Below are 21600 nucleotides of genomic sequence, written 5' to 3' on the forward strand. Positions count from 1 at the left end.
CTGCCAGCAGCGACTTGTCGGGTCAGTCTCAGTGGCTGAGGTCGACCCGCACTATCTCTTCTTCGTCGCGGTACTGGCGCTTGAGCTCGCTCTTGCTCTTCATCACGATCTCGCCGTCACGGCCAATATTCATATGCTCGGGATTTTCAAGGTGCATCGCCTGCCAGGCCATCACGGCCTGCAGGGAGGTGGCCTTCTGCTCGTCGGTGAGGGGCTTGCCATCTGGCCACTTGCCAAGCTCGACCGCGGTCTTGAGCCGCTCGTACACCTCTTTGGGCATCTGCCTGATTGCTTGTTGAAACTCACCTTGTTGATACGACATCCGGCCTCTCCTTGAAATTGAGCCATGAACCCGGGCTTGGGCGAGCAGATCCTGGCGGGTTATGCAGGTAGATCCTGACGGACTACGCCAGCCATCTGCTCCATCACCCGCACTACCTGACAACTGTATCCGAACTCGTTGTCATACCACACGTAGAGCACGCAGTGATCCCCTTCGGCGATGGTGGCCTGGGAGTCCACGATGCCGGCGAAGCGGGAACCCACCATGTCGGAGGAGACCAGCTCGGTGCTGGCACTGAAGTCAATCTGGCGATGCAGGGCCGAGCTCAGCGACATCTGTTGCAGATAGGCGTTGAGGCTCTCCCGATCGGTGGCCTGCTCCAGGGACAGGTTGATGATGGCGAGCGACACGTTGGGAGTCGGCACCCGGATGGCGTTGCCGGTGAGCTTGCCCTTGAGTTCGGGCAGCGCCTTGGCCACCGCCTTGGCGGCACCCGTGCTGGTCATCACCATGTTGAGGGCTGCACTGCGACCGCGGCGCTCGCCCTTGTGATAGTTGTCGATCAGGTTCTGATCGTTGGTGTAGGAGTGCACCGTCTCGACGTGGCCGTGACGGATGCCGTATTTCTCCTGCATCACCTTGAGCACAGGGGTGATGGCGTTGGTGGTGCAGGAAGCGGCGGAGATGATGCGATCTTCCGGGGTAATCACCTCGTGGTTGACCCCGAATACCACATTCTTCATCTCGCCCTTGCCGGGAGCGGTCAGCAGCACCTTGCCGGCGCCGCGCGCCTTGAGATGTTCACTAAGGCCTGCCTCGTCGCGCCAGACACCTGTGTTGTCGATGATCAGGGCGTTCTGGATGCCGTAGGCGGTGTAATCGATATCGGCCGGGCTGTTGGCGTAGATCACCTGGATGTAGGTGCCGTTGGCGATGATGGCGCTGCGCTCCACGTCCACTTCGATGGAACCGTTGAAGGGGCCGTGGACGGAGTCGCGGCGCAGCAGGCTGGCGCGTTTTTCCAGATCTCCGTCACGACCGCCACGTACCACGATGGCGCGCAGGCGCAGGGAGTTGGCAGCGCCGGTGCGCTCGATCAGCAGGCGGGCCAGCAGGCGGCCGATGCGACCAAAACCGTAGAGCACTACATCCGTCGGCTGGGGAACCTCACCACGGCCCAGGGCCGGTGCCAGTTTGGCTTTCAGATAATCCTCGATGCCCGCCTCATCCTGATGCTCCTGCCAGTAACCGACGGCCAGTTTACCCAGATCTATCTCGGCAACGGTCGGTTTCAGGGCCACGATGGCCTGCAGCAGGGGGAAGCTTTGTTGGATGGGGAGAGGGGCGCCCTGGTGGCGGCGTACGACCCTGTGGGCCTTGAGGATATCGATGGTGGAGGCATTTTGCAGCGGACGTCCGTAGACGGTGATCTCGACCCCTTGCTGGCGATAGAGACGACCAATCAGGGGTTGCATGGCTTCGGCGAGCTCCTGGCTCTCCTGCCACGCTTGCAAGTAGTGCTCGTGGGTCATTAACCAGATCCTTTATTTCACGTTGTTGGTGCAAATAGAAAATCGTCGAATGCAGATCACTGTAGGGGTGTATATTTCGTTATATTATTCTGCAGTCGCGGCCTTGAGTGGCGCGCGCATTGTAATGGATATGTAACCGGTTTGCTAGCCGGAGGTGGCCGCATCAGGCTCCTATTGCAATTAACCAGATGTGAGTCATGACAGAACTGCCTATGCGCCCAACACTCATCCTGCTCCCGATCATGTTTGCCGCCGCCGGCTGCAATGACGATCGGCTGCACAACATTTGCAACAACCATCCCGAGTTGTGTCAGGACTTGGTGGACGATGGCTGGTGCCGCTACGAGCGCACCGACATCATCCGCAGCCGTTTCTACCTCAAGGAGGAGGAGACGGATCGCCGCAAATACGAGCTGATTCGCAACCTTGAGCGCTACCTCAAGTGCGCGGAGCGCTCCACCAACATCGAATACAAGAATGCCAAGGAGCTCAAGAGCCCGCGGGTGGAAGGCATGCTGGCCGCCGGCGAACAGCTGGCCCAGCTGGATGTGGCGACCCGCAACTCCCAGGATCCCTACCTGCTGCTCTGGCACTGGACCAACAACACCAACGAGCTGGCTCGCCAGCAGTTCATGGCGCTCGAGGGCAAGCCGGTGCTCGAGGAGCCCGAATTGCAGCTGGCGCTGGGGGGCATCTATGCCAAGAGCGATCCGGCCAAGGCGATCGACACCCTGCAGCACGGTCTCTCCCTCTACCGGCAGGGGGACACGGTCAACAGCCGCCTGCTGACCTCCCTCAGCACCCTCTACATGGGTCAGAAGCAGTATGGGCAGGCCTACCTGTGGGGCAAGGTGAGCGAATCGTTCAAAGGCTCTCCCGAGGTCTCCACCGCGCGTTTTGGCATCTATCACACCCTGAGCAAGACCGATCTCGAGGCTTACGACAAGCGGGCCGCCGAGCTGGTCGAGCAGATCCGGCAAGGCAACTACCGGCCTTGAGACAATGATGACGTTACAGACACAGACTTCCTGTTGGCCCGACCCCTTTGCCATCGACTTTGTCCACGGCCAGGTGCCGACCGATGGCAGCACCCTGGAGCGCCTGACGGTGCGCGCCGTGGTGGCGCGAGATGACGAACTGCTGCTGGTGCACTCCCGGGTCAATGGCGACTTCATGTTTCCGGGCGGTGGCGTCGAGGCAGGTGAGAGCCATGCCGCGGCGCTGGCCCGCGAACTGCGAGAGGAGTGTGGCGCCGAGCTGCTGGAGGTGGGTGCCCTGCTCGGCGAGACCCGCGAGTACCGGCCGGCCCGGGAGCAGGGGGTCGATGCCTATTGCATACGCTCCCTCTATTACCTCTGCCGGATCGGGGAGACGCTGGTGGCCCCGCAGCCCCAGCCCTACGAGATACGGCTCGGTTTCGTACCCGGCTGGATCGCCATCGAAGAGGCGCTGCAGACCAACAAGACCCAGCTGGCGGGCCCCTGTCCGCAGTGGACTGTGCGCGAGACCCGGGTGCTGGCCCAGCTGCAGCGCTGGTGGCAGCGCGGCGTGTTCGATGAGTGGTAATGTCGAGAAGCGGATATAAAAAGAGCGCCTTGTGGCGCTCTTTTTGATGGCAGGGGATGAGGTTACTTGACCTCTTCGCCCTTGGCCTGCAGATCGGCGTGATAGGAGGAACGCACGAAGGGACCGCAGGCGGCGTGGCTGAAGCCGAGCTCCATCGCCACGTCTTTCAGCTCGTCGAACTCTGCGGGCGGCACGTAGCGCTTCACCGGCAGGTGGTGGCGGCTCGGCTGCAGATACTGGCCCAGAGTCAGCATGTTGACGCCGTGCTCGCGCAGATCCTTGAGCACCTCGACTATCTCTTCGTTGGTTTCGCCAAGACCCATCATCAGACCGGACTTGGTCGGTACGTGCGGGTGCATCTCCTTGATGCGGCGCAGCAGCTCCAGCGACCACTTGTAGTCGGCGCCCGGACGGGCCACCCGGTACATGCGCGGGGCGGTTTCCAGGTTGTGGTTGAAGACGTCCGGCGGGGTCTCGCGGAACACCTCGAGGGCCTGCTCCATGCGACCGCGGAAATCCGGGGTCAGGATCTCGATGCGGGTCTGCGGGCTGTGCTCGCGGATCTGCTTGATGCAGTCGGCAAAGTGCTGGGCACCGCCGTCGCGCAGATCGTCGCGGTCCACCGAGGTGATCACCACGTACTTGAGGTTCATCTCCTTGATGGTGAGCGCCAGCTTCTTCGGCTCTTCCGGATCCAGCGGGAGCGGACGGCCGTGGGCCACGTCGCAGAAGGGGCAGCGGCGGGTGCATATGGCGCCCATGATCATGAAGGTCGCCGTGCCGTGGTTGAAGCACTCCGCCAGGTTGGGGCAGGAGGCCTCTTCACAGACCGAGTGCAGCTTGTTCTTGCGCAGGGTGCTCTTGATGTGCTCGATCTTCTGGCTGGAGGGGGGCAGTTTGATCCGCATCCAATCCGGCTTGCGAAGGAGTTCTTCGTTGGGATCCGGCATGAATTTCACCGGGATCAGGGCCATCTTGTCGCCATCGCGCAGCTTGACGCCCGGCTCCATACGAACGGGTTTGCTCATGATTCACTCTCGGTGTTTGTTATTGTCTGATAGCCAATCAGGCTGGCCAGTTCGGCCACCAGAATGGATTGCGCCTCGGCCACGCTTTGCGGGCCGCCCAGGGCGCTGGTCTGGGTCATGGCCATGCCCGCGTAGCCGCACGGATTGATGTGCAGGAAGGGGGTCATGTCCATGTTGATGTTGAGGGCCAGCCCGTGAAACGAGCACCCCTTGCGAATGCGCAGGCCGAGGGAGGCCAGCTTGGCCTCCATGCCCAGTTCGTTTTTCACATAGACACCGGGGGCGTCCGCCTTGGCATAGGCCGTGATGTCGCTTTTCGCGAGGGTATTGATGATGGCGGTCTCCAGCGCGGTGACCAGTTCGCGCACCGTCAGCTTGCAGCGGCGCACATCCACCAGCACATAGAGCACCAGCTGGCCGGGACCATGATAGGTGATCTGGCCGCCGCGATCGCTCTGTACCACCGGGATATTGCCCGGGTTCAGCAGATGTTCGGCCTTGCCGGCTTGCCCCTGGGTGTAGACGGGATCGTGCTCCACCACCCAGAACTCGTCCGGGGTCTCGCCGGTGCGGCTGTCGGTGAAGGCTTTCATGGCGTCCCATACCGGCTGGTAGGGGCGACGGCCCAGATGTCTGACGATAAGCGTGGGCTGGGCGGGGATCCGGGATGACATGGCTTCCTCACGGCTGGCTGCTGCCAAAAACAGTCGCCCCGCAGAACGGGGCGAGAGAGACGTTACAGTACGTATTTCACCAGCTCGATCTTGCCGAGGGCGGTATACATCGCCTCGATGTGCTCCTTGCTCTGGGCGGTGACAGTCACTCGAACCGAGTGATAGTTACCCTTGGAGCTGGGCTGGACGGTCGGGCTGTAGGTGCCGGGGGCGTGCTGCTGCAGCACTTCCACCACCATGTCCGGCAGCGCCGGATCGGCGACGCCGAGCACCTTGAACGGGAATTTGCAGGGAAACTCCAGCAGTTCATCAAACTTGGTATTCATTTACTCACCTTTTGCATCGTCACGGGGACGACTTCATCTTGGATGGCTAGTTGCCGGTGGCCCCTTGGGGCCGCCATTGCTGTCTATATGGGCACGATCCTGGCCAGGATCAAGGCCCGGAGCGGTCAGACAAGAATGGGAGTGCTGCTTTTTACCACAAATCGGGGTGTGGCGGAACCTGCAGTTTGCAGGGTTATTCACTGCCCTGACGGCCAGAGACAGCAGCGGCGCCTGTTGGCGCCGCTGCTGGGTGAGGATTGTGCGTCTCTGTTACTTGAACCAGCTGGAAACCAGCAGTACCAGATAGTCCCACAGACGGCTCATCAGACCGCCTTCCTGCACCTCTTCCAGGGCAACCAGCGGAACCTGCTTGATCTCCTTGTCGCCCTGCTTGAGGAACACGGTACCGACTCGCTGACCCTTGGCCAGTGGAGCTTTGAGCTCGCTGTCGAGCTGGAAGTCAGCTTTGAGGTTGTTGCCCTGACCGCGGGTCACCAGCACGGAGACATCCTGGTCGACACCCAGTTTCACTTCAGGCTTGTCGCCCATCCAGATCTTCTGGGTGACCAGCTCGGTGCCAGCCTTGTACGGGGTCAGGCTCTGGAAGAAACGGAAACCGTAGGTGAGCAGCTTCTTGCTCTCGGCGGCGCGGGTGGCTTCGCTGTTGGCTCCCAGCACGACTGCGATCAGGCGCATGCCTTCATTGTTGGTGGCGGAGGAGACCAGGTTGTAGCCCACCTGGCTGACGTGACCTGTCTTGATGCCATCCACCTGCAGGGACTGGTCCCACAGCAGACGGTTGCGGTTGTGCTGGGTGATGCCGTTGAAGACGAAGGACTTCTGGGAGTAGATCTTGTACTCCTCCGGCAGATCGCGGATCAGCGCCTGACCCAGACGGGCCATGTCATGGGCGGTACTGTAGTGGCCTTCCGCATCCAGACCGTGGGGGTTCACGAAGTGGCTGTCATTCATGCCGAGCTTGGCTGCCCAGCTGTTCATCAGGCTGGCGAAGGAGTCGGTGCTGCCCGCCAGGAATTCGGCCATGGCGACGCAGGCGTCGTTGCCGGACTGGATGATGATGCCCTTGTTGAGATCATCAACGGAGACCTGTTTGCCCACCTCGATGAACATCTTGGAGGAGTCGGCGTAGTTCTTGGACCAGGCGTTCTGGCTGATGGTCACCATGTCGGTGCGCTTGATGTTCCCCTTGGCCAGCTCCTGGCCAATGATGTAGGAGGTCATCATCTTGGTCAGACTGGCGGGCGGCAGACGCTCCTCGGCGTTCTGCTCGGCCAGCACCTGACCGGAGTAGTAATCGATGAGAATATGGGCCTTGGCGGAGATCTCCGGCGCGGCGGGAACGACCACAGGGTTGGCGTTCGGCGTAGGGACAGGCGTGTTGGCCTGAGCGGTGGCGCTTATCAGAGAGGCCAGAATAACGGAACGGGCAAATTTGGACATCTTGAAATTCCTGCGAGCCAGATGGGGAATGAATGCGGGCCTAACTATACCAGATGCACCCGCCGGTCATAGTCCGACGTGGCGATCAACTCTGGTTTTTTATCCATCGGCCCCGTTCACCACGCCACAAAGCGACGTGATGAGCGGGTTTGCCGGCAGATAGACCCACAATCTGGAGGGGATCAGGGCACGATGAACGCCTGTTCCAGCCCACCCTGGCGAACTTTTTCCAGTGTGCCGAGCTGTTGGTCGGCCGGGATCGGCCCCATCAGCACCCGGAAGATGGCGCCATGGGTGTCAATCCGGTAGGGTACGCCGTAGCGCTGGGTCATCACCTTGCCCATCGCCTCGGCTCGCTCCCGGGAGCCGCTCGCCAGCACCTGGATCATCTTGCCTTGACCACTGGCCGCCTGGGGCTGAGCCTGTTTGGTCGCAACCGGCTTGCTGGCGCTGCTGGCCGGTGTGGCGGCAGGAGTGGCCGGCTTGGGCGAGGGGGCAACCTGGGTATCTGCCGGTGTCTCGGCCGGCGTCATCGGGGCCATCGGCTCCATGATCACTCGCTGGTCCGGCGTGTCGCTGATGAGCTCAAGCCGCACCCGGGCCTCGCCAGTGTGGACCATGTCCAGCTGCTCGGCGGCAGCGTAGGAGAGGTCGATGAGGCGACTGTTGTCAAACGGACCGCGGTCATTGACCCGCACTATGGTTTCGAGGCCGTTGTCCAGATTGGTGACTCGCACATAGCTCGGGATCGGCAGGTTGCGGTGGGCGGCGCTGAACAGCTTGCTATCAAGCACGTCGCCGTTGGCCGTCTTGTTGCCGTCCAGATCCTTGGCCAGCCAGCTGGCGGTGCCCTCCTCGGTGTAGTGCTTGATGTCGCGCCATACCTCGTATTTCTGCTTGCCAATCCAGTAGTTCCGGTTGCCGCTGGTACTCAGGGGCTCGGGGCGCGGAATGGCGCCGGTGGCTTGCGGTATCTCGATAACGGGCGGTTTGCTGACCGGTGCTTGCGGTTCGACCGGGGCGCTCTGTTCCGGCTGGCTGCTACAGGCGGCCAGCAACAAGCTCAGGCTGAGCGGGAGGAGTTTGTGACGAAGTTGCATACGCTTCCTGAATGGCTTGGCTAAGTTGATACACCGCCATCGCATAAAGGGGGCTGCGATTGTAGCGGGTGATCACATAAAAGTTATGCCGTGCGACCCAGTATTCCGGTCCATCGGCTTGTTCGAACGCCAGCAACTTGACCGGCGTCTGCGGGGCCGGCGGGGTGGCAAGCTCGATGCCTGCCGCCGCCAGTTCCGCCCACTGTTGTGTCAGCTCGGGCTCGGATCTCAGCAGGGGCTCGATCGCCAGCAAACCGGTCTGGGCCGGTTCGACCACCGACTCGCCCCAGCGCCACTGATGTTCGGCAAAGTAGTTGGCTACGCTGCCGATGGCATCGGCCGGATTGGCAAACAGATCCCGTTTGCCGTCACCGTCGAAATCGACGCCGTAGTGGCGATAGCTGGAGGGCATGAACTGCCCCATCCCCATGGCCCCGGCGTAGGAGCCCTTGAGGCGCGCCAGCGGCCAGCCCTCTTCCCGGGCCAGCAGCACCAGCTGGGCAAACTCCTTGGCGAAGAAGTCGGCCCGCGCCGGATAGTGAAAACCCAGGGTATAGAGACTGTCCAGCACCGGATGACGCCCCATCTGGCGGCCGTAGAAGGTCTCGACCCCTATGATGGCCACGATGAGCGCCGCAGGCACCTTGTAGGTCTGCTCGGCCCGGCTCAGGGTGGCGGCATGTCGCTGCCAGAAGCGCAGTCCGTCGGCAATCCGCTCCTGAGTCACGAACAGTGGCCGGTAGCGATACCAGGGCTTGGCCTCCCAGGGACGGTTGATGGTGTCGAGCACCTCCTGGCGCAGCCTGGCCTCCTTGGCTGCGGCCTGCAGCGCCGCCAGCGGTACCTGTTGCTGCTCGGCGAGCTGCGCCAGACGCTCCTGCGGCACACCGGCCTGGGCCGTCATGGCCCAGAGGGAGAACAGTGCCCAAACCCACCTCATCAGGCGAGTAGCCTTCTATGAGTCTGGATTGACATCAGTATGCCAAAACCGGCCATCAGGGTCACCATGGAGGTGCCACCGTAACTCACCAGCGGCAGCGGTACCCCCACTACCGGCAGTATGCCGCTCACCATGCCCATGTTGACGAATACATAGACGAAGAAGGTGAGGGTCAGGGCGCCGCCAAGCAGACGCTCGAAGCTGCTCTGGGCCTGCATCGAGATAAACAGGCAGCGGCTGATGACATAGAGGTAGAGCACCAGCAGCAGGGCGACTCCCACCAGACCGAACTCCTCGCTGAATACCGCGAAGATAAAGTCGGTGTGGCGTTCTGGTAAAAATTCGAGCTGGGACTGGGTGCCCTGCAGCCACCCCTTGCCGAAGACGCCGCCGGAGCCGATGGCGATCTTGGACTGAATGATGTGATAGCCACGCCCGAGGGGATCTTTTTCCGGGTCGAGCAGCATCAGTACCCGCTGGCGCTGGTATTCGTGCATCAGGAAGAACCAGAGCACAGGCATGAAGGCCAGTGCCATCACTACCGCCAGCCCGATCAGCCACCAGCTCAGTCCCGCCAGGAAGATGACGAAGAAACCGGAGGCGGCCACCAGGATGGAGGTGCCGAGATCGGGTTGGGCCGCGATCAGCAGGGTCGGCAACAGCACCATGACCAAGGCGATCGCCACGTGGCTGAGCTTGGGGGGCAGCGAGTGGCGGCTGAGCCAGGCGGCCACCATGATGGGCATGGAGAGCTTCATCACCTCGGAGGGCTGGAACTTCATAAAGCCGAGATCCAGCCAGCGCTGGGCTCCCTTGCCGATATGGCCGAACACGTCCACCGCGATGAGCAACAGCACCACCACCACAAACAGCGGCACCGACCAGCGAGCATAGAGGGAAGGGGGCAGCTGGGCCATGGCGATCATCAGGGCGAAGGCGATCCCGCCGCGCACCAACTGGCGCACGATGGAGTCCATGTCCTGACCGGAGGCGGAGTAGAGCACCACCATGGAGAGGGCCATCACGGCCAGCAGGCCGAGAAACAGCGGCAGGTCGATATGCAGCTTGTACCAGATGCTCTGCTGGCGGGCAGAATTACTCATGAGGGGCGACCTCTTCAGATTGGGACTGCTTGACAGGCGCCGGCGGCAGCTGGGGGTCGGGCGGCAGCAGATAGGCATCCAGCATCTGGCGTGCGATAGGCGCACCGGCTCGACCACCGCCGCCACCAATCGAGTTCTCCAGCACCAGGGCGACTACCGCCTTGGGCGCTTCAAACGGCGCATAGGCGACGAACAGCGCGTTGTCGCGGTGCTCGGCCTTGACGGTTTTGATGTTATAGACCTGGTTCTCCTTGAGACCGACCACCTGGGCGGTACCCGACTTGCCACCAGAGGAGTAGGGGGCTTTGGCAAACGAGAGGCGACCACTGCCTTCGCGGCCATGGTTGACGCGCCACATGCCGTCCTGGGCCACTTTCCAGTAGCTGTCGTTTTTCACCTGCAGAGCCATCTTCTGGTTGACCGGGGCGTCTTCGTTACCTGTGGCTGAAGTCAGGCGCTTCAACAGGTGAGGTGTCACGTCGTGGCCGTTCTGGGTCAGGATGCTGATCGCCTTGGCCAGCTGGATTGGCGTGGCGCTCCAGTAGCCCTGACCAATGCCGACGGAGATGGTGTCACCCTGATACCAGGGCTGGCGCCAGCGCGCCATCTTCCAGTCGCGGGACGGCATGACACCCTTGGTCTCTTCATAGAGATCGACGCCACTGTAGCGGCCGAAGCCGAACTTGGTCATGTAGTCGTGGATCTTGTCGATGCCGACCCGGTAGGCGAGATCGTAGAAGTAGGTATCCGCCGACACCTCGATGGCGCGGTAGACGTCGAGCCAGCCATGGCCCCAGCGGCGCCAGTCGCGAAACTTCTTGGTGGTGCCCGGAATGGAGAAGCTGGGGCCGCCGAAGTAGCGATAGTTGGGGGTGATGGCCCCCTCGTTGAGCCCCATCACCGCCATCATGGGCTTGACGGTGGAGGCGGGGGCATAGATGCCCTGGGTGGTACGGTTTACCAGGGGACGGGCCGGATCGTTGAGCAGCGCCGAGTAGTTGGCGCTGGAGATGCCGGTCACGAACAGGTTGGGGTCATAGCTCGGGCTCGACTCCATGGCGATGATGGCACCGGTGGAAGGATCCATCATGACGATGGCTCCCCGCTGGCCTCCCAGCAGCTGCTGGGCCTTGAGTTGCATCCGGATGTCGATGTTGAGGTAGATGTCCTTGCCCGGGATAGGCGGCTGGAACTTGAGGGTGCGCACCACCCGGCCGCGGTTATTGACCTCGACTTCCTGATAGCCGGCCACCCCGTGCAGATCGTCCTCGTAGTACTTCTCCACCCCCTGCTTGCCGATGTCCTTGGTGGCGGCATAGTTGGCGAGCTTCTCTTCCTTTTCGAGGCGTTCCACGTCGCGGGTGTTGATCTTGGCCACATAGCCGAGGGCATGGGTGAGGGTATCGCCAAACGGGTAGTAGCGCTTGAGGTAGGCCTCGATGCTGGCGCCCGGGTAGTTGTGCTGGTTGACCGAGAAGAGGGCGACCTGATACTCGGTCAGCTTCTCGTACAGCGCCACCGGCTTGAAGCGGCGCTGACGTTTCACCTCGGCCAGGAACTTCTCCTTGGTTCCCTCCGGCAGCTTCAGCAGGGCGATGAGGTCGTCGGCGGTCTTCGCCAGATCCTTGGTCTCTTCCGGCACGATTTCCAGGCTGTAGACGGGACGGTTCTCCGCCAGCAACACGCCGTTGGCGTCATAAATGAGGCCGCGGGGCGGCGCCACCGGCACGACCCGGATCCGGTTGTCATTGGAGCGGGTCTGATAGGTGTCGTAGGACTCGACCTGCAGGTAATAGAGATTGCCCAGCAGCACCAGCATCAGCACTATGATGCCGATGTAGGCTACCAGGGTGCGCCGGAAGAACAGATTGCCCTCGGCACTGTGATCGCGCATCTCGATGCGTTGTTTCAGCATGCCTCTACCTCAACTCCATGGGGGGCAATAACAGCAAGAACGGCATGGTTCACTCTCTGTGGTACGCAAATGCAGCAGGGACGATCGGCCACGACATCATGGATCACTCCCTGTGATACGGGTGATTGGTGGTGATGCTCCAGGCACGGTAGAGGCTCTCGGCTACAAGAACTCGCACCAGCGGGTGGGGCAGAGTCAGCGGTGACAGGGACCAGCTCTGCTCAGCCGCGGCCTTGCATTCGGGCGACAATCCCTCGGGCCCGCCCACCAGCAGGGCCACGTCGCGGCCGTCCAACTTCCACGCCTCGAGCTGGTTGGCCAGTTGCTCCGTGGTCCAGGGTTTGCCCGGGATATCCAGGGTGACGATGCGCGAGCGACCGGCCGCCGCCAGCATGGCCTCCCCCTCTTTTTGCAGGATACGGGGAATGTCGGCATTCTTGCCGCGCTTGCCGGCGCCAATTTCCACCAGCTCGAACGGCATGTCTTTCGGGAAACGGCGACGGTACTCTTCGAAGCCATGTTCTACCCAAGCGGGCATCTTGGTGCCCACCGCAATCAACTGGATCTTCATGGTCGTTACGCCTGGATCGGGGCGCCGCCCCACAGTTTTTCCAGTTGGTAGAAGTCGCGATATTCGTCCTGCATCACGTGCACGATCACCGACCCCATGTCTACCAGTACCCATTCGCCGCTCAGCTGGCCTTCCACGCTCAGCAGATCGAGTCCGGCATGGCGGGCTTCGCTGGCCAGATGACTGGCGATGGCGCAAACGTGACGGTTGGAGTTGCCAGAGCAGATGATCATGGTATCAGTGATGCTGGATTTGCCGCGCACATCGATGGTGATGATATCGCGGCCTTTCATGTCATCGATCTTGTCGATGATAAAGGCGTGTAGTTCTTGGCCTTGCAATGAGTCTCTCCTGTATTCCGGCGCGCTCGTACGGCGTGAGGGCGGCGGATTATATCATGGTCAATCCCGTTTCCCCATTGGGCTGAGACGGGATTACGACAGGGTCTTACTGGCCGGTGGCGCGGTAGAGCCCCTGTTGATCAATATAGTGTGCAACCGACTCGGGCAGGAGGTAGCGGACATCCTGTCCCGCCTCCAGCAGCGCCCGCAGCCGGGTGGCCGACAGTGCGACGGGCTGGTTGTCCGCCAGCCAGATATGGCCGGCCAGACGCTGATGCAGTGCCTGTACCCGGGTGGTCTGGTGGCGAGCCAGCAAGTCGGCGATCTCTGCGGGATAGTCGGGCTGCCAGCCGGGGCGTGAACTCACCACCAGATGGGCATAATCGAGCAGCTCCTGCCAGCGATGCCAGCTTGCCAGGCTCAGCAGCGAATCCATCCCCATCAGAAAGCAGAGCGGCGTGTCGGGCAGCTCGTTCCTCAGCTCGACCAGTGTGTCAATGGTCCAGGAGGGCTTGTCCCGCCAAAGCTCCCGTTCATCCACCACGAAACCGCGATTCTCCGCCGCCGCCAGCCGGACCATGGCCAGACGCTGTTCGCTCGAGCAGAGAGGGTGGGCCCTGTGGGGCGGAATATGGTTCGGGATCAGGCGGATCTCTTCGAGCCGCAAGGCATCGCGCGCCTCGATGGCGGGTCTCAGGTGGCCGATGTGAATGGGGTCGAAGGTCCCCCCCAGCAGGCCGACAGGAGCCTTCAGCGGTCTGATAGGCGCCTTCAGCACGGACTCTCCTCCATCGCCAGCGGCAACGGAGTGCCATCGCGAAAGCCAAGAGCCAGGGTTTGCAGCATCAACCAGGCCTGCTCGGTGTCGAAGCGGCGCTGGGCATCGTCGAGTCGGGCCATCAGTTGCCACAGCTGCTGCAGCTTGGCGAAGGGGAGCCGGGTCAGCGCCTGCTGGATCAGTTGCTGACGGCTTTGCCAGATGCGCAGTCGGCTGAAATGCTCCCCCAGCGGTTGGCCACTGCGCATGGCCAGCGACAGCTCGGTGAGCTGCTCCAGCTCGCGGCACAGGGTCCATGCCAGCATGCCGGGTTCGGTGCCCTCGGCACGCAGGGCCGCCAGGATCCGCTGGGCCCGGTTCACCTTGCCCTCCAGCAGGGTATCGACCAGCTGGAACGGGGTAAAGTGGGCGTGGCGGATGATGGTCTCCTGCAGATAGGCGACGCTGATGGGCTGGGGCGGCGAGAGCAGGGTCAGCTTCTCTATCTCCTGGCTCGCGGCCAGCAGGTTGCCCTCATAGCTGTGGCACATGAAGTTGATGGCATCCGGCAGCGCCTTGAGACCGAAACGCTGGAAGCGGGCATTCATCCAGCGCGGGAAAAACTTGGGCTCGGGATGATTGACCGGCACATAGGTGCCGATCTGGTAGAGCTTGTCGAACCAGGCCGCCTTCATCTGGGTCTGGTTGAGACGACCGCCGTTCAACACCAGCAGCAGGTCGGGGTGGAGCTGTTTGCCGATCTCGCTGATGCGGGCGGCGAGATCCTTGTCGACCTTGGCGGGCAGCTCCAGCTCGATGATCTGGCGGGCGGAGAAGAGGCTCATGGCCTGGCAGGCGTCGTAGACCTGATTCCAGTCCAGTCCCTGCTCGACCACGAAGCTGTGGCGTTCATCGAATCCCTGCTTGCGGGCGATCTGGCGGATGGCGTCGAGCGCCTCCAGCCGCAGCAGGGGCTCGTCGCCAAAAACGAGATAGCAGGGCCGAAGCCCTGCTTTGAGGTGTTCACCAAACTGCTCGGGGTAGATCCGCATCAGAAGCTGACCTGGCTCAACTGACGGATCACCTGGCTGGCTGCCTGCTCCTGCATCTCGCGGTTGAGCTGCTCCTGCTCGCGGGAGGAGGCCAGCGCCGCATCCGGCTTGTTCAGGAAGCTGCGGTTGAAGTTGATGGGGAAGACTTGAGTCGGCTTGCCCGGTACTGCGACGGTGAAGCGGGTGCTAAAGCCCAGCACATACTCGGTATCGGCCCCCAGAGCATTGACCGAGGCAACCTGGCTGGAGCTGCCGATGCCGCCCAGAGTCAGCACCGGGATGCCCTCCTTGTCGGCCAGGGTGACGCCCGCAGCCTTGAGGCGGGTGGTGACCAGGCGATAGAAGTCGCTCTTGTTGTCGCCCACGACCTTCATGGTCATCAACTCCGCCGGGATGCCGGTGCCGCGCATATGAAAACCGCAACCCTGCAGCAGCAGGGCTGCCAGCATGATGGCCATCCAGCGAGTGAAGATGGAGCCCATATGAAATCCTCTTTGCGTTAAGTGAAGAGCGGCGGGCGCAAGGCCCGCCGTTATCATCCGTTTACCGTCACCGCTTGGCAACGATCAGTTAGCGACCAAATCAGTTGGCAACGATGTTGAGCAGTTTGCCCGGCACATAGATCACCTTGCGCACGGTCAGGCCGTCGGTGAACTTCTGTACCGAGGCGTCGGCCATGGCCAGCTTCTCGACGTCGGCCTGGCTGATCTCGGCCGGCACGGTCAGTTTGCCGCGCATCTTGCCGTTGATCTGCACCACCACCAGCTTCTCGGTCTCGACCATGGCGGCCTCGTCGGCGACCGGCCAGGTGGCGTGGTCGATGTCGTCGCCCTTGCCCAGCATCTTCCACAGCTCGAAGCCGATGTGCGGAGTGATGGGGTAGAGCATGACCACGACCGCTTCCATCGCTTCCTGCATCAGGGCGCGATCCTGAGGCTCGGAGCCCAGTTTGGCCAGGTTGTTCATCAGCTCCATGATGGCGGCGATGGCTGTGTTGAAGGTCTGGCGACGACCCACGTCATCGCTCACCTTGGCGATGGTCTTGTGCAGCTCGCGACGAATCGCCTTCTGCTCGCTGGAGAGGGCGGCCACATCCAGCGCCGGCACGGCGCCACCGGCAACGTGTTCGAAGGTGATGCGCCACAGACGACGCAGGAAGCGCTGGGCACCTTCCACGCCGGAGTCGGACCACTCCAGAGTCATCTCGGCCGGGGAGGCGAACATCATGAACAGGCGGACGGTGTCGGCGCCGTAACGCTCCACCATCAGCTGCGGGTCGATGCCGTTGTTCTTGGACTTGGACATCTTGGTCATGCCGGAGTGGATGACTTCGCGCCCCTCAAGGTCCACCGCCTTGATGATACGGCCTTTCTCGTCACGCTCCACCTTGACGTCGGTCGGGCTGACCCAGACGTTGCCACCCTTTTCGTCCTTGTAGTAGAAGGCGTCGGCCAGCACCATGCCCTGGCAGAGCAGGCGCTTGAACGGCTCGTCGCTGTTCACCAGGCCCGCGTCACGCAGCAGCTTGTGGAAGAAGCGGGCGTAGAGCAGGTGCATACAGGCGTGCTCGATGCCGCCAATGTACTGATCCACCGGCAGCCAGTGGTTGGCGGCCGCGGGATCCAGCATGCCCTTGTCGTAGTCCGGGGAGCAGTAGCGGGCGTAGTACCAGGAGGACTCCATAAAGGTGTCAAAAGTGTCAGTTTCCCGGAACGCTTCCTGACCGTTGTAAGTGGTCTTGGCCCACTCGGCATCGGCCTTGATCGGGCTCTGGATGCCGTCCATCACCACGTCTTCCGGCAGCAGTACCGGCAGCTGGTCTTCCGGCGTCGGCACTACTGTGCCGTCAGCCAGGGTCAGCATGGGGATTGGGGCGCCCCAGTAGCGCTGACGGGAGACACCCCAGTCGCGCAGGCGGTAGTTGACGGTGCGCTTGCCCTTGCCAATTGCCTCCAGCTTGGTGGCGATGGCATCGAAGGCCGCCTGGAAGTCGAGACCGTCGAACTCGCCGGAGTTGAACAGCACGCCTTTCTCGGTGTAGGCCGCCTCGCTCACGTCTAGCTCGCCATCGGCCGGCTTGATCACCGCCTTGATGTCGAGGCCGTATTTGGTGGCGAATTCGAAGTCACGCTGGTCGTGACCCGGTACCGCCATCACGGCGCCGGTGCCGTAGTTCATCAGCACGAAGTTGGCGACCCAGACCGGGACCTTGCGACCATCCAGCGGATGAATGGCGTACAGGCCGGTGGCCATGCCCTTCTTCTCCATGGTGGCGAGCTCGGCTTCGGCCACCTTGGTGTTCTTGCACTCTTCGATAAAGGCGGCCAGCTCCGGATTGTGTTCGGCAGCCTGCAGGGCCAGCGGGTGGCCGGCGGCGATGCCCACGTAAGTCACGCCCATGAAGGTGTCCGGACGGGTGGTGTAGACCTCAAGGTGCTCATCCTGCCCATCGATGGCGAAGCTGATGTTGACCCCTTCGGAGCGGCCAATCCAGTTGCGCTGCATGGTCTTGACCATCTCGGGCCAGCCTTCGAGGTTGTCGATGTCGTTCAGCAGCTCTTCGGCATAGTCGGTGATCTTGATGAACCACTGGGGGATCTCTTTCTGTTCCACCGGGGTGTCACAACGCCAGCAGCAGTTGTCCACCACCTGCTCGTTGGCCAGCACCGTCATGTCGTTCGGGCACCAGTTGACGGAGGAGGTCTTCTTGTAGACCAGGCCCTTCTCGTAGAGCTTGGTGAAGAACCACTGCTCCCAGCGGTAGTAATCCGGCTTGCAGGTGGCCAGCTCGCGATCCCAGTCATAACCCAGACCCAGCATCTTCAGCTGGTTCTTCATGTATTCGATGTTTTCGTAGGTCCAGGGCGCCGGCGCCGTGTTGTTCTTGATGGCGGCGTTCTCGGCCGGCAGGCCGAATGCGTCCCAACCGATGGGTTGCAGCACGTTCTTGCCATTAAGGCGTTGATAACGTGAGATAACATCACCTATGGTGTAGTTGCGCACGTGACCCATGTGTAGACGACCAGACGGATAGGGGAACATGGACAGGCAGTAGAACTTCTCCTTGTCTACTTTCTCCACGGCCTTGAAGGTTTTCTTGGCATCCCAGTGCTTTTGCACTGCTGGTTCGATTGATTGGGGAACGTATTGCTCTTGCATTGGTGACATCCGGATCTGTGAAATGGATAGATAAATCAGCTGGGAAATCGCAATAGAATACCCATATCCTGCGGCGGCAACAACCGCCAGCGTCCCTCGGGCCTCAAGCCGGGTCTGATCGGGGTTTAGTAGAGGAGGAACGGCCATGGACAAACATAAAAAAGGATACGAAACCTTCATCGCCGAGCTGAAAAAGCAGTGGCAGGAGACCGGAGAGTTCCAGGGAGAGCGTCTCAACCGGATGATTGCCAGGGTGCAGGCCTATCTGGAGGCAGCCAGCGATCTGACCCAGGACGAGCTGGCCCTGATCGCCGAGTACGTGAAGCGGGATCTGGGCAACTATGATGAGGGGCGCAGTGACGAGGCGGTGGAGGAGTCAGCCTTTATGCTGGCGCTCAAGGACACTGCCTGGTCCTGGCTGGCGGACGTGACCGATCGGGCCCAGGTGGAGTGGCGCGAATTGGCGGACGAGCTGGAGCATAAGGGCGTCTACGAGGCGGGGGAGTGGGTCGGGCTGGGGGTCATGGAGTGCAACCAGTGTGGCTGGCGCCATAAGGTTCTTCGTCCCGAGCAGCTGGATACCTGTCCCGAATGCGGCGGCACCGAATATCACCGCGAACCCCTCTCGCCCTGATTGCCAATCTCTTGAGCATCCAACGAAAAGAGGCGCCATAAGGCGCCTCTTTGTGATTATTCGGTGGTGTTACTTGCCCGCGACAGCGAGGCCGCCAAAGCGGATCAACGGGGCATAGAAGCCCTTGCCATCGTTGTGATACAGGGTATCGCCGACTGCTTCCAGCTCCCCCAACAGGCGATAGAAGTTGCCCGCCACAGTGATGCCGCGCACCGGCTGGATACGCACCCCGTCTCGGCAGAGGAACCCTGACGCGCCAAAGGAGAAGTCGCCGCTGACCGCATCGGCGCCCGAGTGCAGGCCGTCCAGCTTGACCAGCTCCAGATAGTCGCCGCTCTGCACCTCTGCCTCGCTATGAGGGCCGGTACCGAACACCAGGTGACGAGGGGTCACATCCAGCGCACTGCGAGCGCCGCGAGCCGCCGAGCCGTTGCTCGCCACGCCGAAGTGGCGGGCGGTGGCGCTGTTGTGCAGCAGGGTCTTGAGTTCCCCCTCGCCAATCAGCAGCAGATCCGAGGTGGGGGCACCCTCGCCGTCGAAGGCCTTGATGTTCATGCCACCCGGCATATGGACCCGGCTCTCCAGGGTGAGCCAGCGGGAGGCAACAGGTTGCCCCACCTTGTCCCGCCAGGGGTTGATCCCCTGTTGTGCCCACTTGCCCGAGAGCGCCGCCTGGAAGCAGCCAAACAGGCTGGCCAGGCAGTTGGTGCTGAAGATAATGCTATAGCGGCCGCTCGCGACCGCCTCACCCGGCAGCAGGCCCGCGGCCACGGCATGGATCTGCCGGGCAAGGGTCTGGCTGTCCAGCTCGTCGAAGCGACGGCCATACTGCCCCTGGGAGTGCATGGACTGTCGCCCATCCCGCTCGACCAGGGCCGAGGTGTAGCAGCCGACGGAAAATTCGCCGTGCTCGCAGAAGGTACCCTGGCTGTTGGCGAGCCAGAGGCGGCTCTCTCCTTCGAAGAAGCTGTTGTAGGGGGCGCCGGTCACATCCGGCAGGGCCAGCATGTCCGATTCGAGGCGCAGGGCCAGGGCGATCTTCTCCTCCACGGGCGTGGTGTCGGGCTGATTGATCTCGGCGCAGTCGGTCGTGATCCGGCTGTTAGCGACCGAGATGGCCTGGTCAGCATCCACCTTGGCGAAACGGCTGGCGTCACAGGCATCCTGCAGCATGGTATCGAGGGCAATCTCATCGAGGGACTCGGAGTAGGCGATGCCGACCCGGCCCTCTTTTATCAGGCGAATACCGATCTGCTGGCTGCTGGTGACCTTGTATTCCCCAAGCTCCCCCTTGTCGGCCTTGAGGGAGAAGGCCCTGTCCTGATTGGCGATGATATCCGCTTGTGCATTGATATCGGCGACCTTGTCCAGCAGGCGGGCAAGCAGTTGGTTCATGTCGATGGCGCTCATCAGGCGTTCCCCCCGATCAGCATAAGGTCCACTTTCAGGCGCTTAATGGTGTCATTCATCAGGCGTTCCCCCCCTACAAGCATAAGGTCCACTTTCAGGCGCTTAATGGTGCCATTCATCGGGCATTCCTCCCGATCAGCATAAGGTCCACTTTCAGGCGCTTAATGGTGTCATTCATCAGGCATTACCCCCCACCAGAATATTGTCCACTTTCAGGGCGGGCTGGCCGACCGAGGTGGGCACAGAGCCGGAGACGGAGCCGCAAATGCCGGCGGCCAGCGCCAGATTGCGGCCCACCATGGAGATCTCTTTAAGCACCTGCGGGCCGGTGCCGATCAGGGTCGCCGACTTGAGCGGTCTGGTCACCTTGCCGTGCTCGATGAGGTAGGCCTCCTGCACGTTGAAGTTGAACTCGCCGGTACCCGGTTGCACCGAGCCGCCACCCATTTTTTTGGCATAGATGCCGTGCTCCACCGTGGCCAGCATCTCGTCCAGGCTGTGGTTGCCCGGCTCGATATAGGTGTTGCGCATGCGCGAGGTGGGGGCGAATTTGTAGGATTCGCGCCGCCCCGAGCCGGTGCGGGCGTAACCTGTCTTGAGCGAGCCCATCCTGTCCACCAGAAAGCCGGTCAGCACGCCATCCTTGATGAGCTGGGTGTGCTGGGTCGCCATCCCTTCATCATCGACGTTGATGGAGCCCCAGGCGTTGCCTTGCAAGCCTTCGTCCACCGCACTGACCGCGGGATTGGCGATCAGCTGGCCCATCTTGTCGTGGAACACCGAGGCCTTCTTGGCCACCGAGGTGGTCTCCAGTAGATGGCCGCACGCCTCGTGGAAGATGACGCCGCCAAAGCCGCTCTCCATGATGACCGGCAGGGTACCGCTCGGACAAGGGGCGGCGCCCAGCTTCACCAGGGCCTGGCGGGTGGCGGTGAGGGCCAGCTCGCGCGGATCGATGCGCTCGGCGTGTTCCCAGCCCATCAGGGCGCCGGGGGCCTCGTAGCCCATGCTCTGCTCGCTCCCTTCCCGGGCGATGGTCTGGGCCATGATGCGGTTGTAGTGGCGACGATCACTGACCTGCAACCCTTCGCTGTTGAAGATCTCCACCTCCTGCTCCCAGCCCAGCACGTTGCCGGAGAACTGGCTCACCTTGTCGCTCTCGGCGCGGGCCGCGGCATCCATGGTGTGCAGATAGGCGATCTTCTGCTCCAGCAGCTTGTCCGCCGACAGGGGCAGGGCCACCGGATGGCGGTCGGTGAGACGGGTGAAATCGAAGGCGGTGGCGGTCACCACGGGGTCGCGCCTGTCCTTGGCTGCCAGCAGGGTGACGATGCGCAGCAGCTCGTCACTGCTGGTCTGGTTGGTGTAACCGTAGAGCACCTTGTGGCCGTAGCACAGGCGCACGCCGATGCCGAAATCGAGGCCACCGCTGATGTTTTCTATCTGGCTGGAGAGCAGGCTGAGCTGGCTGCGGCGCTTGCGCTCCACAAACAGCTCGGCAAAGTCGGCACCCAGCGCCAGGGCGTGATCGAGCACGTTGCGGGCGATGGCAGGGGCCAACAGGGAGAATGAGGTCATAGAATTTCCTTTTCTGATCTGTCCGTTTGCTTCCGGCGCCCTGCTTTGCTTGTTATGGGGCGTCAGACTCATTGTTACAGACCAGCACAAAAAAGTCGCTATAGCGTCATACGATGATACCGATTGAGAAAATCGGCGCGAGATATGCGCCCAGGCGGTCAGTACTCTGG

21 protein-coding genes are annotated in these 21600 nt (G+C 62.0%); 3 read left to right on the forward strand and 18 right to left on the reverse strand.

Going from position 1 to position 21600, the window contains the following annotated elements; translation table 11 throughout:
• Positions 1-28 precede the first annotated feature (28 nt).
• Positions 29-322: a YeaC family protein gene (locus LA321_RS11245; RefSeq protein ID WP_026457591.1), complete on the reverse strand. Its 294-nt coding sequence runs from the start codon at positions 320-322 to the stop codon at positions 29-31.
• A 59-nt stretch (positions 323-381) separates the two neighbouring features.
• Entirely contained in the window at positions 382-1815 is a 1434-nt protein-coding gene (locus LA321_RS11250) for a glyceraldehyde-3-phosphate dehydrogenase (RefSeq protein ID WP_042072347.1), read from the reverse strand.
• A gap of 197 nt (positions 1816-2012) precedes the next feature.
• On the opposite strand from LA321_RS11250, the gene LA321_RS11255 reads away from it, so the two are divergent.
• Complete coding sequence (locus LA321_RS11255; protein WP_042072345.1) at positions 2013-2813, forward strand: DUF2989 domain-containing protein; 801 nt, start codon at positions 2013-2015, stop codon at positions 2811-2813.
• Between the two features lie 7 nt (positions 2814-2820).
• Positions 2821-3381: an NUDIX domain-containing protein gene (locus LA321_RS11260; RefSeq protein ID WP_407929425.1), complete on the forward strand. Its 561-nt coding sequence runs from the start codon at positions 2821-2823 to the stop codon at positions 3379-3381.
• Between the two features lie 62 nt (positions 3382-3443).
• Here LA321_RS11260 and lipA read toward each other — a convergent pair whose 3' ends face one another.
• The 14 genes from lipA to leuS form a co-directional block, all read right to left on the reverse strand.
• Positions 3444-4409 (reverse strand): lipoyl synthase, encoded by a 966-nt coding sequence (lipA, locus tag LA321_RS11265; protein WP_042025734.1) that lies wholly within the window; start codon positions 4407-4409, stop codon positions 3444-3446.
• Positions 4406-5083, reverse strand: a complete 678-nt coding sequence (gene lipB, locus LA321_RS11270) for a lipoyl(octanoyl) transferase LipB (RefSeq protein WP_026457355.1) — start codon at positions 5081-5083, stop codon at positions 4406-4408. The genes lipA and lipB overlap by 4 nt, the downstream gene beginning before the upstream one ends.
• A 62-nt stretch (positions 5084-5145) precedes the next feature.
• Positions 5146-5409: a DUF493 family protein YbeD gene (gene ybeD, locus LA321_RS11275; protein WP_026457356.1), complete on the reverse strand. Its 264-nt coding sequence runs from the start codon at positions 5407-5409 to the stop codon at positions 5146-5148.
• A gap of 270 nt (positions 5410-5679) precedes the next feature.
• Complete coding sequence (locus LA321_RS11280; RefSeq protein ID WP_042072343.1) at positions 5680-6870, reverse strand: D-alanyl-D-alanine carboxypeptidase family protein; 1191 nt, start codon at positions 6868-6870, stop codon at positions 5680-5682.
• Between the two features lie 182 nt (positions 6871-7052).
• Entirely contained in the window at positions 7053-7970 is a 918-nt protein-coding gene (locus LA321_RS11285) for a septal ring lytic transglycosylase RlpA family protein (RefSeq protein ID WP_042072342.1), read from the reverse strand.
• The gene (gene mltB / locus LA321_RS11290) at positions 7912-8910 is read right to left on the reverse strand and encodes a lytic murein transglycosylase B (RefSeq protein ID WP_042072341.1); all 999 of its coding nucleotides are present in this window, start codon (positions 8908-8910) and stop codon (positions 7912-7914) included. Before mltB ends, LA321_RS11285 begins: the two co-directional genes overlap by 59 nt.
• Positions 8910-10013 carry a rod shape-determining protein RodA gene (rodA, locus tag LA321_RS11295; RefSeq protein ID WP_042025730.1) on the reverse strand — a complete coding sequence of 368 codons (1104 nt, stop codon included), beginning with the start codon at positions 10011-10013 and terminating at the stop codon, positions 8910-8912. The genes mltB and rodA overlap by 1 nt, the downstream gene beginning before the upstream one ends.
• Entirely contained in the window at positions 10006-11928 is a 1923-nt protein-coding gene (mrdA, locus tag LA321_RS11300) for a penicillin-binding protein 2 (protein ID WP_042072339.1), read from the reverse strand. Before mrdA ends, rodA begins: the two co-directional genes overlap by 8 nt.
• A 103-nt stretch (positions 11929-12031) precedes the next feature.
• Positions 12032-12499, reverse strand: a complete 468-nt coding sequence (gene rlmH, locus LA321_RS11305) for a 23S rRNA (pseudouridine(1915)-N(3))-methyltransferase RlmH (RefSeq protein WP_042025728.1) — start codon at positions 12497-12499, stop codon at positions 12032-12034.
• 5 nt (positions 12500-12504) lie between these two features.
• Entirely contained in the window at positions 12505-12840 is a 336-nt protein-coding gene (gene rsfS, locus LA321_RS11310; RefSeq protein WP_026456714.1) for a ribosome silencing factor, read from the reverse strand.
• Between the two features lie 106 nt (positions 12841-12946).
• The gene (gene nadD, locus LA321_RS11315; RefSeq protein WP_224212270.1) at positions 12947-13615 is read right to left on the reverse strand and encodes a nicotinate-nucleotide adenylyltransferase; all 669 of its coding nucleotides are present in this window, start codon (positions 13613-13615) and stop codon (positions 12947-12949) included.
• Positions 13612-14649 (reverse strand): DNA polymerase III subunit delta, encoded by a 1038-nt coding sequence (holA, locus tag LA321_RS11320; protein WP_042072338.1) that lies wholly within the window; start codon positions 14647-14649, stop codon positions 13612-13614. The genes nadD and holA overlap by 4 nt, the downstream gene beginning before the upstream one ends.
• Positions 14649-15131 (reverse strand): LPS-assembly lipoprotein LptE, encoded by a 483-nt coding sequence (locus LA321_RS11325; RefSeq protein WP_042025723.1) that lies wholly within the window; start codon positions 15129-15131, stop codon positions 14649-14651. The genes holA and LA321_RS11325 overlap by 1 nt, the downstream gene beginning before the upstream one ends.
• 100 nt (positions 15132-15231) lie before the next feature.
• On the reverse strand, positions 15232-17808 hold the full coding sequence (leuS, locus tag LA321_RS11330; RefSeq protein ID WP_042072336.1) for a leucine--tRNA ligase: 2577 nt from the start codon (positions 17806-17808) through the stop codon (positions 15232-15234).
• A gap of 145 nt (positions 17809-17953) precedes the next feature.
• Between leuS and LA321_RS11335 the strand changes: the two genes are divergently transcribed.
• Positions 17954-18442 carry a zinc ribbon-containing protein gene (locus tag LA321_RS11335; RefSeq protein WP_026458125.1) on the forward strand — a complete coding sequence of 163 codons (489 nt, stop codon included), beginning with the start codon at positions 17954-17956 and terminating at the stop codon, positions 18440-18442.
• A 69-nt stretch (positions 18443-18511) separates the two neighbouring features.
• On the opposite strand, the gene LA321_RS11340 is transcribed toward LA321_RS11335, so the two are convergent.
• The gene (locus LA321_RS11340) at positions 18512-19852 is read right to left on the reverse strand and encodes a TldD/PmbA family protein (protein WP_042072335.1); all 1341 of its coding nucleotides are present in this window, start codon (positions 19850-19852) and stop codon (positions 18512-18514) included.
• 177 nt (positions 19853-20029) lie between these two features.
• Positions 20030-21430 (reverse strand): TldD/PmbA family protein, encoded by a 1401-nt coding sequence (locus tag LA321_RS11345; protein WP_042072333.1) that lies wholly within the window; start codon positions 21428-21430, stop codon positions 20030-20032.
• Positions 21431-21600 lie beyond the last annotated feature (170 nt).

Origin of the sequence: Aeromonas enteropelogenes (assembly GCF_020097295.1) — a bacterium.
GTDB classification, from domain to species: domain Bacteria; phylum Pseudomonadota; class Gammaproteobacteria; order Enterobacterales; family Aeromonadaceae; genus Aeromonas; species Aeromonas enteropelogenes.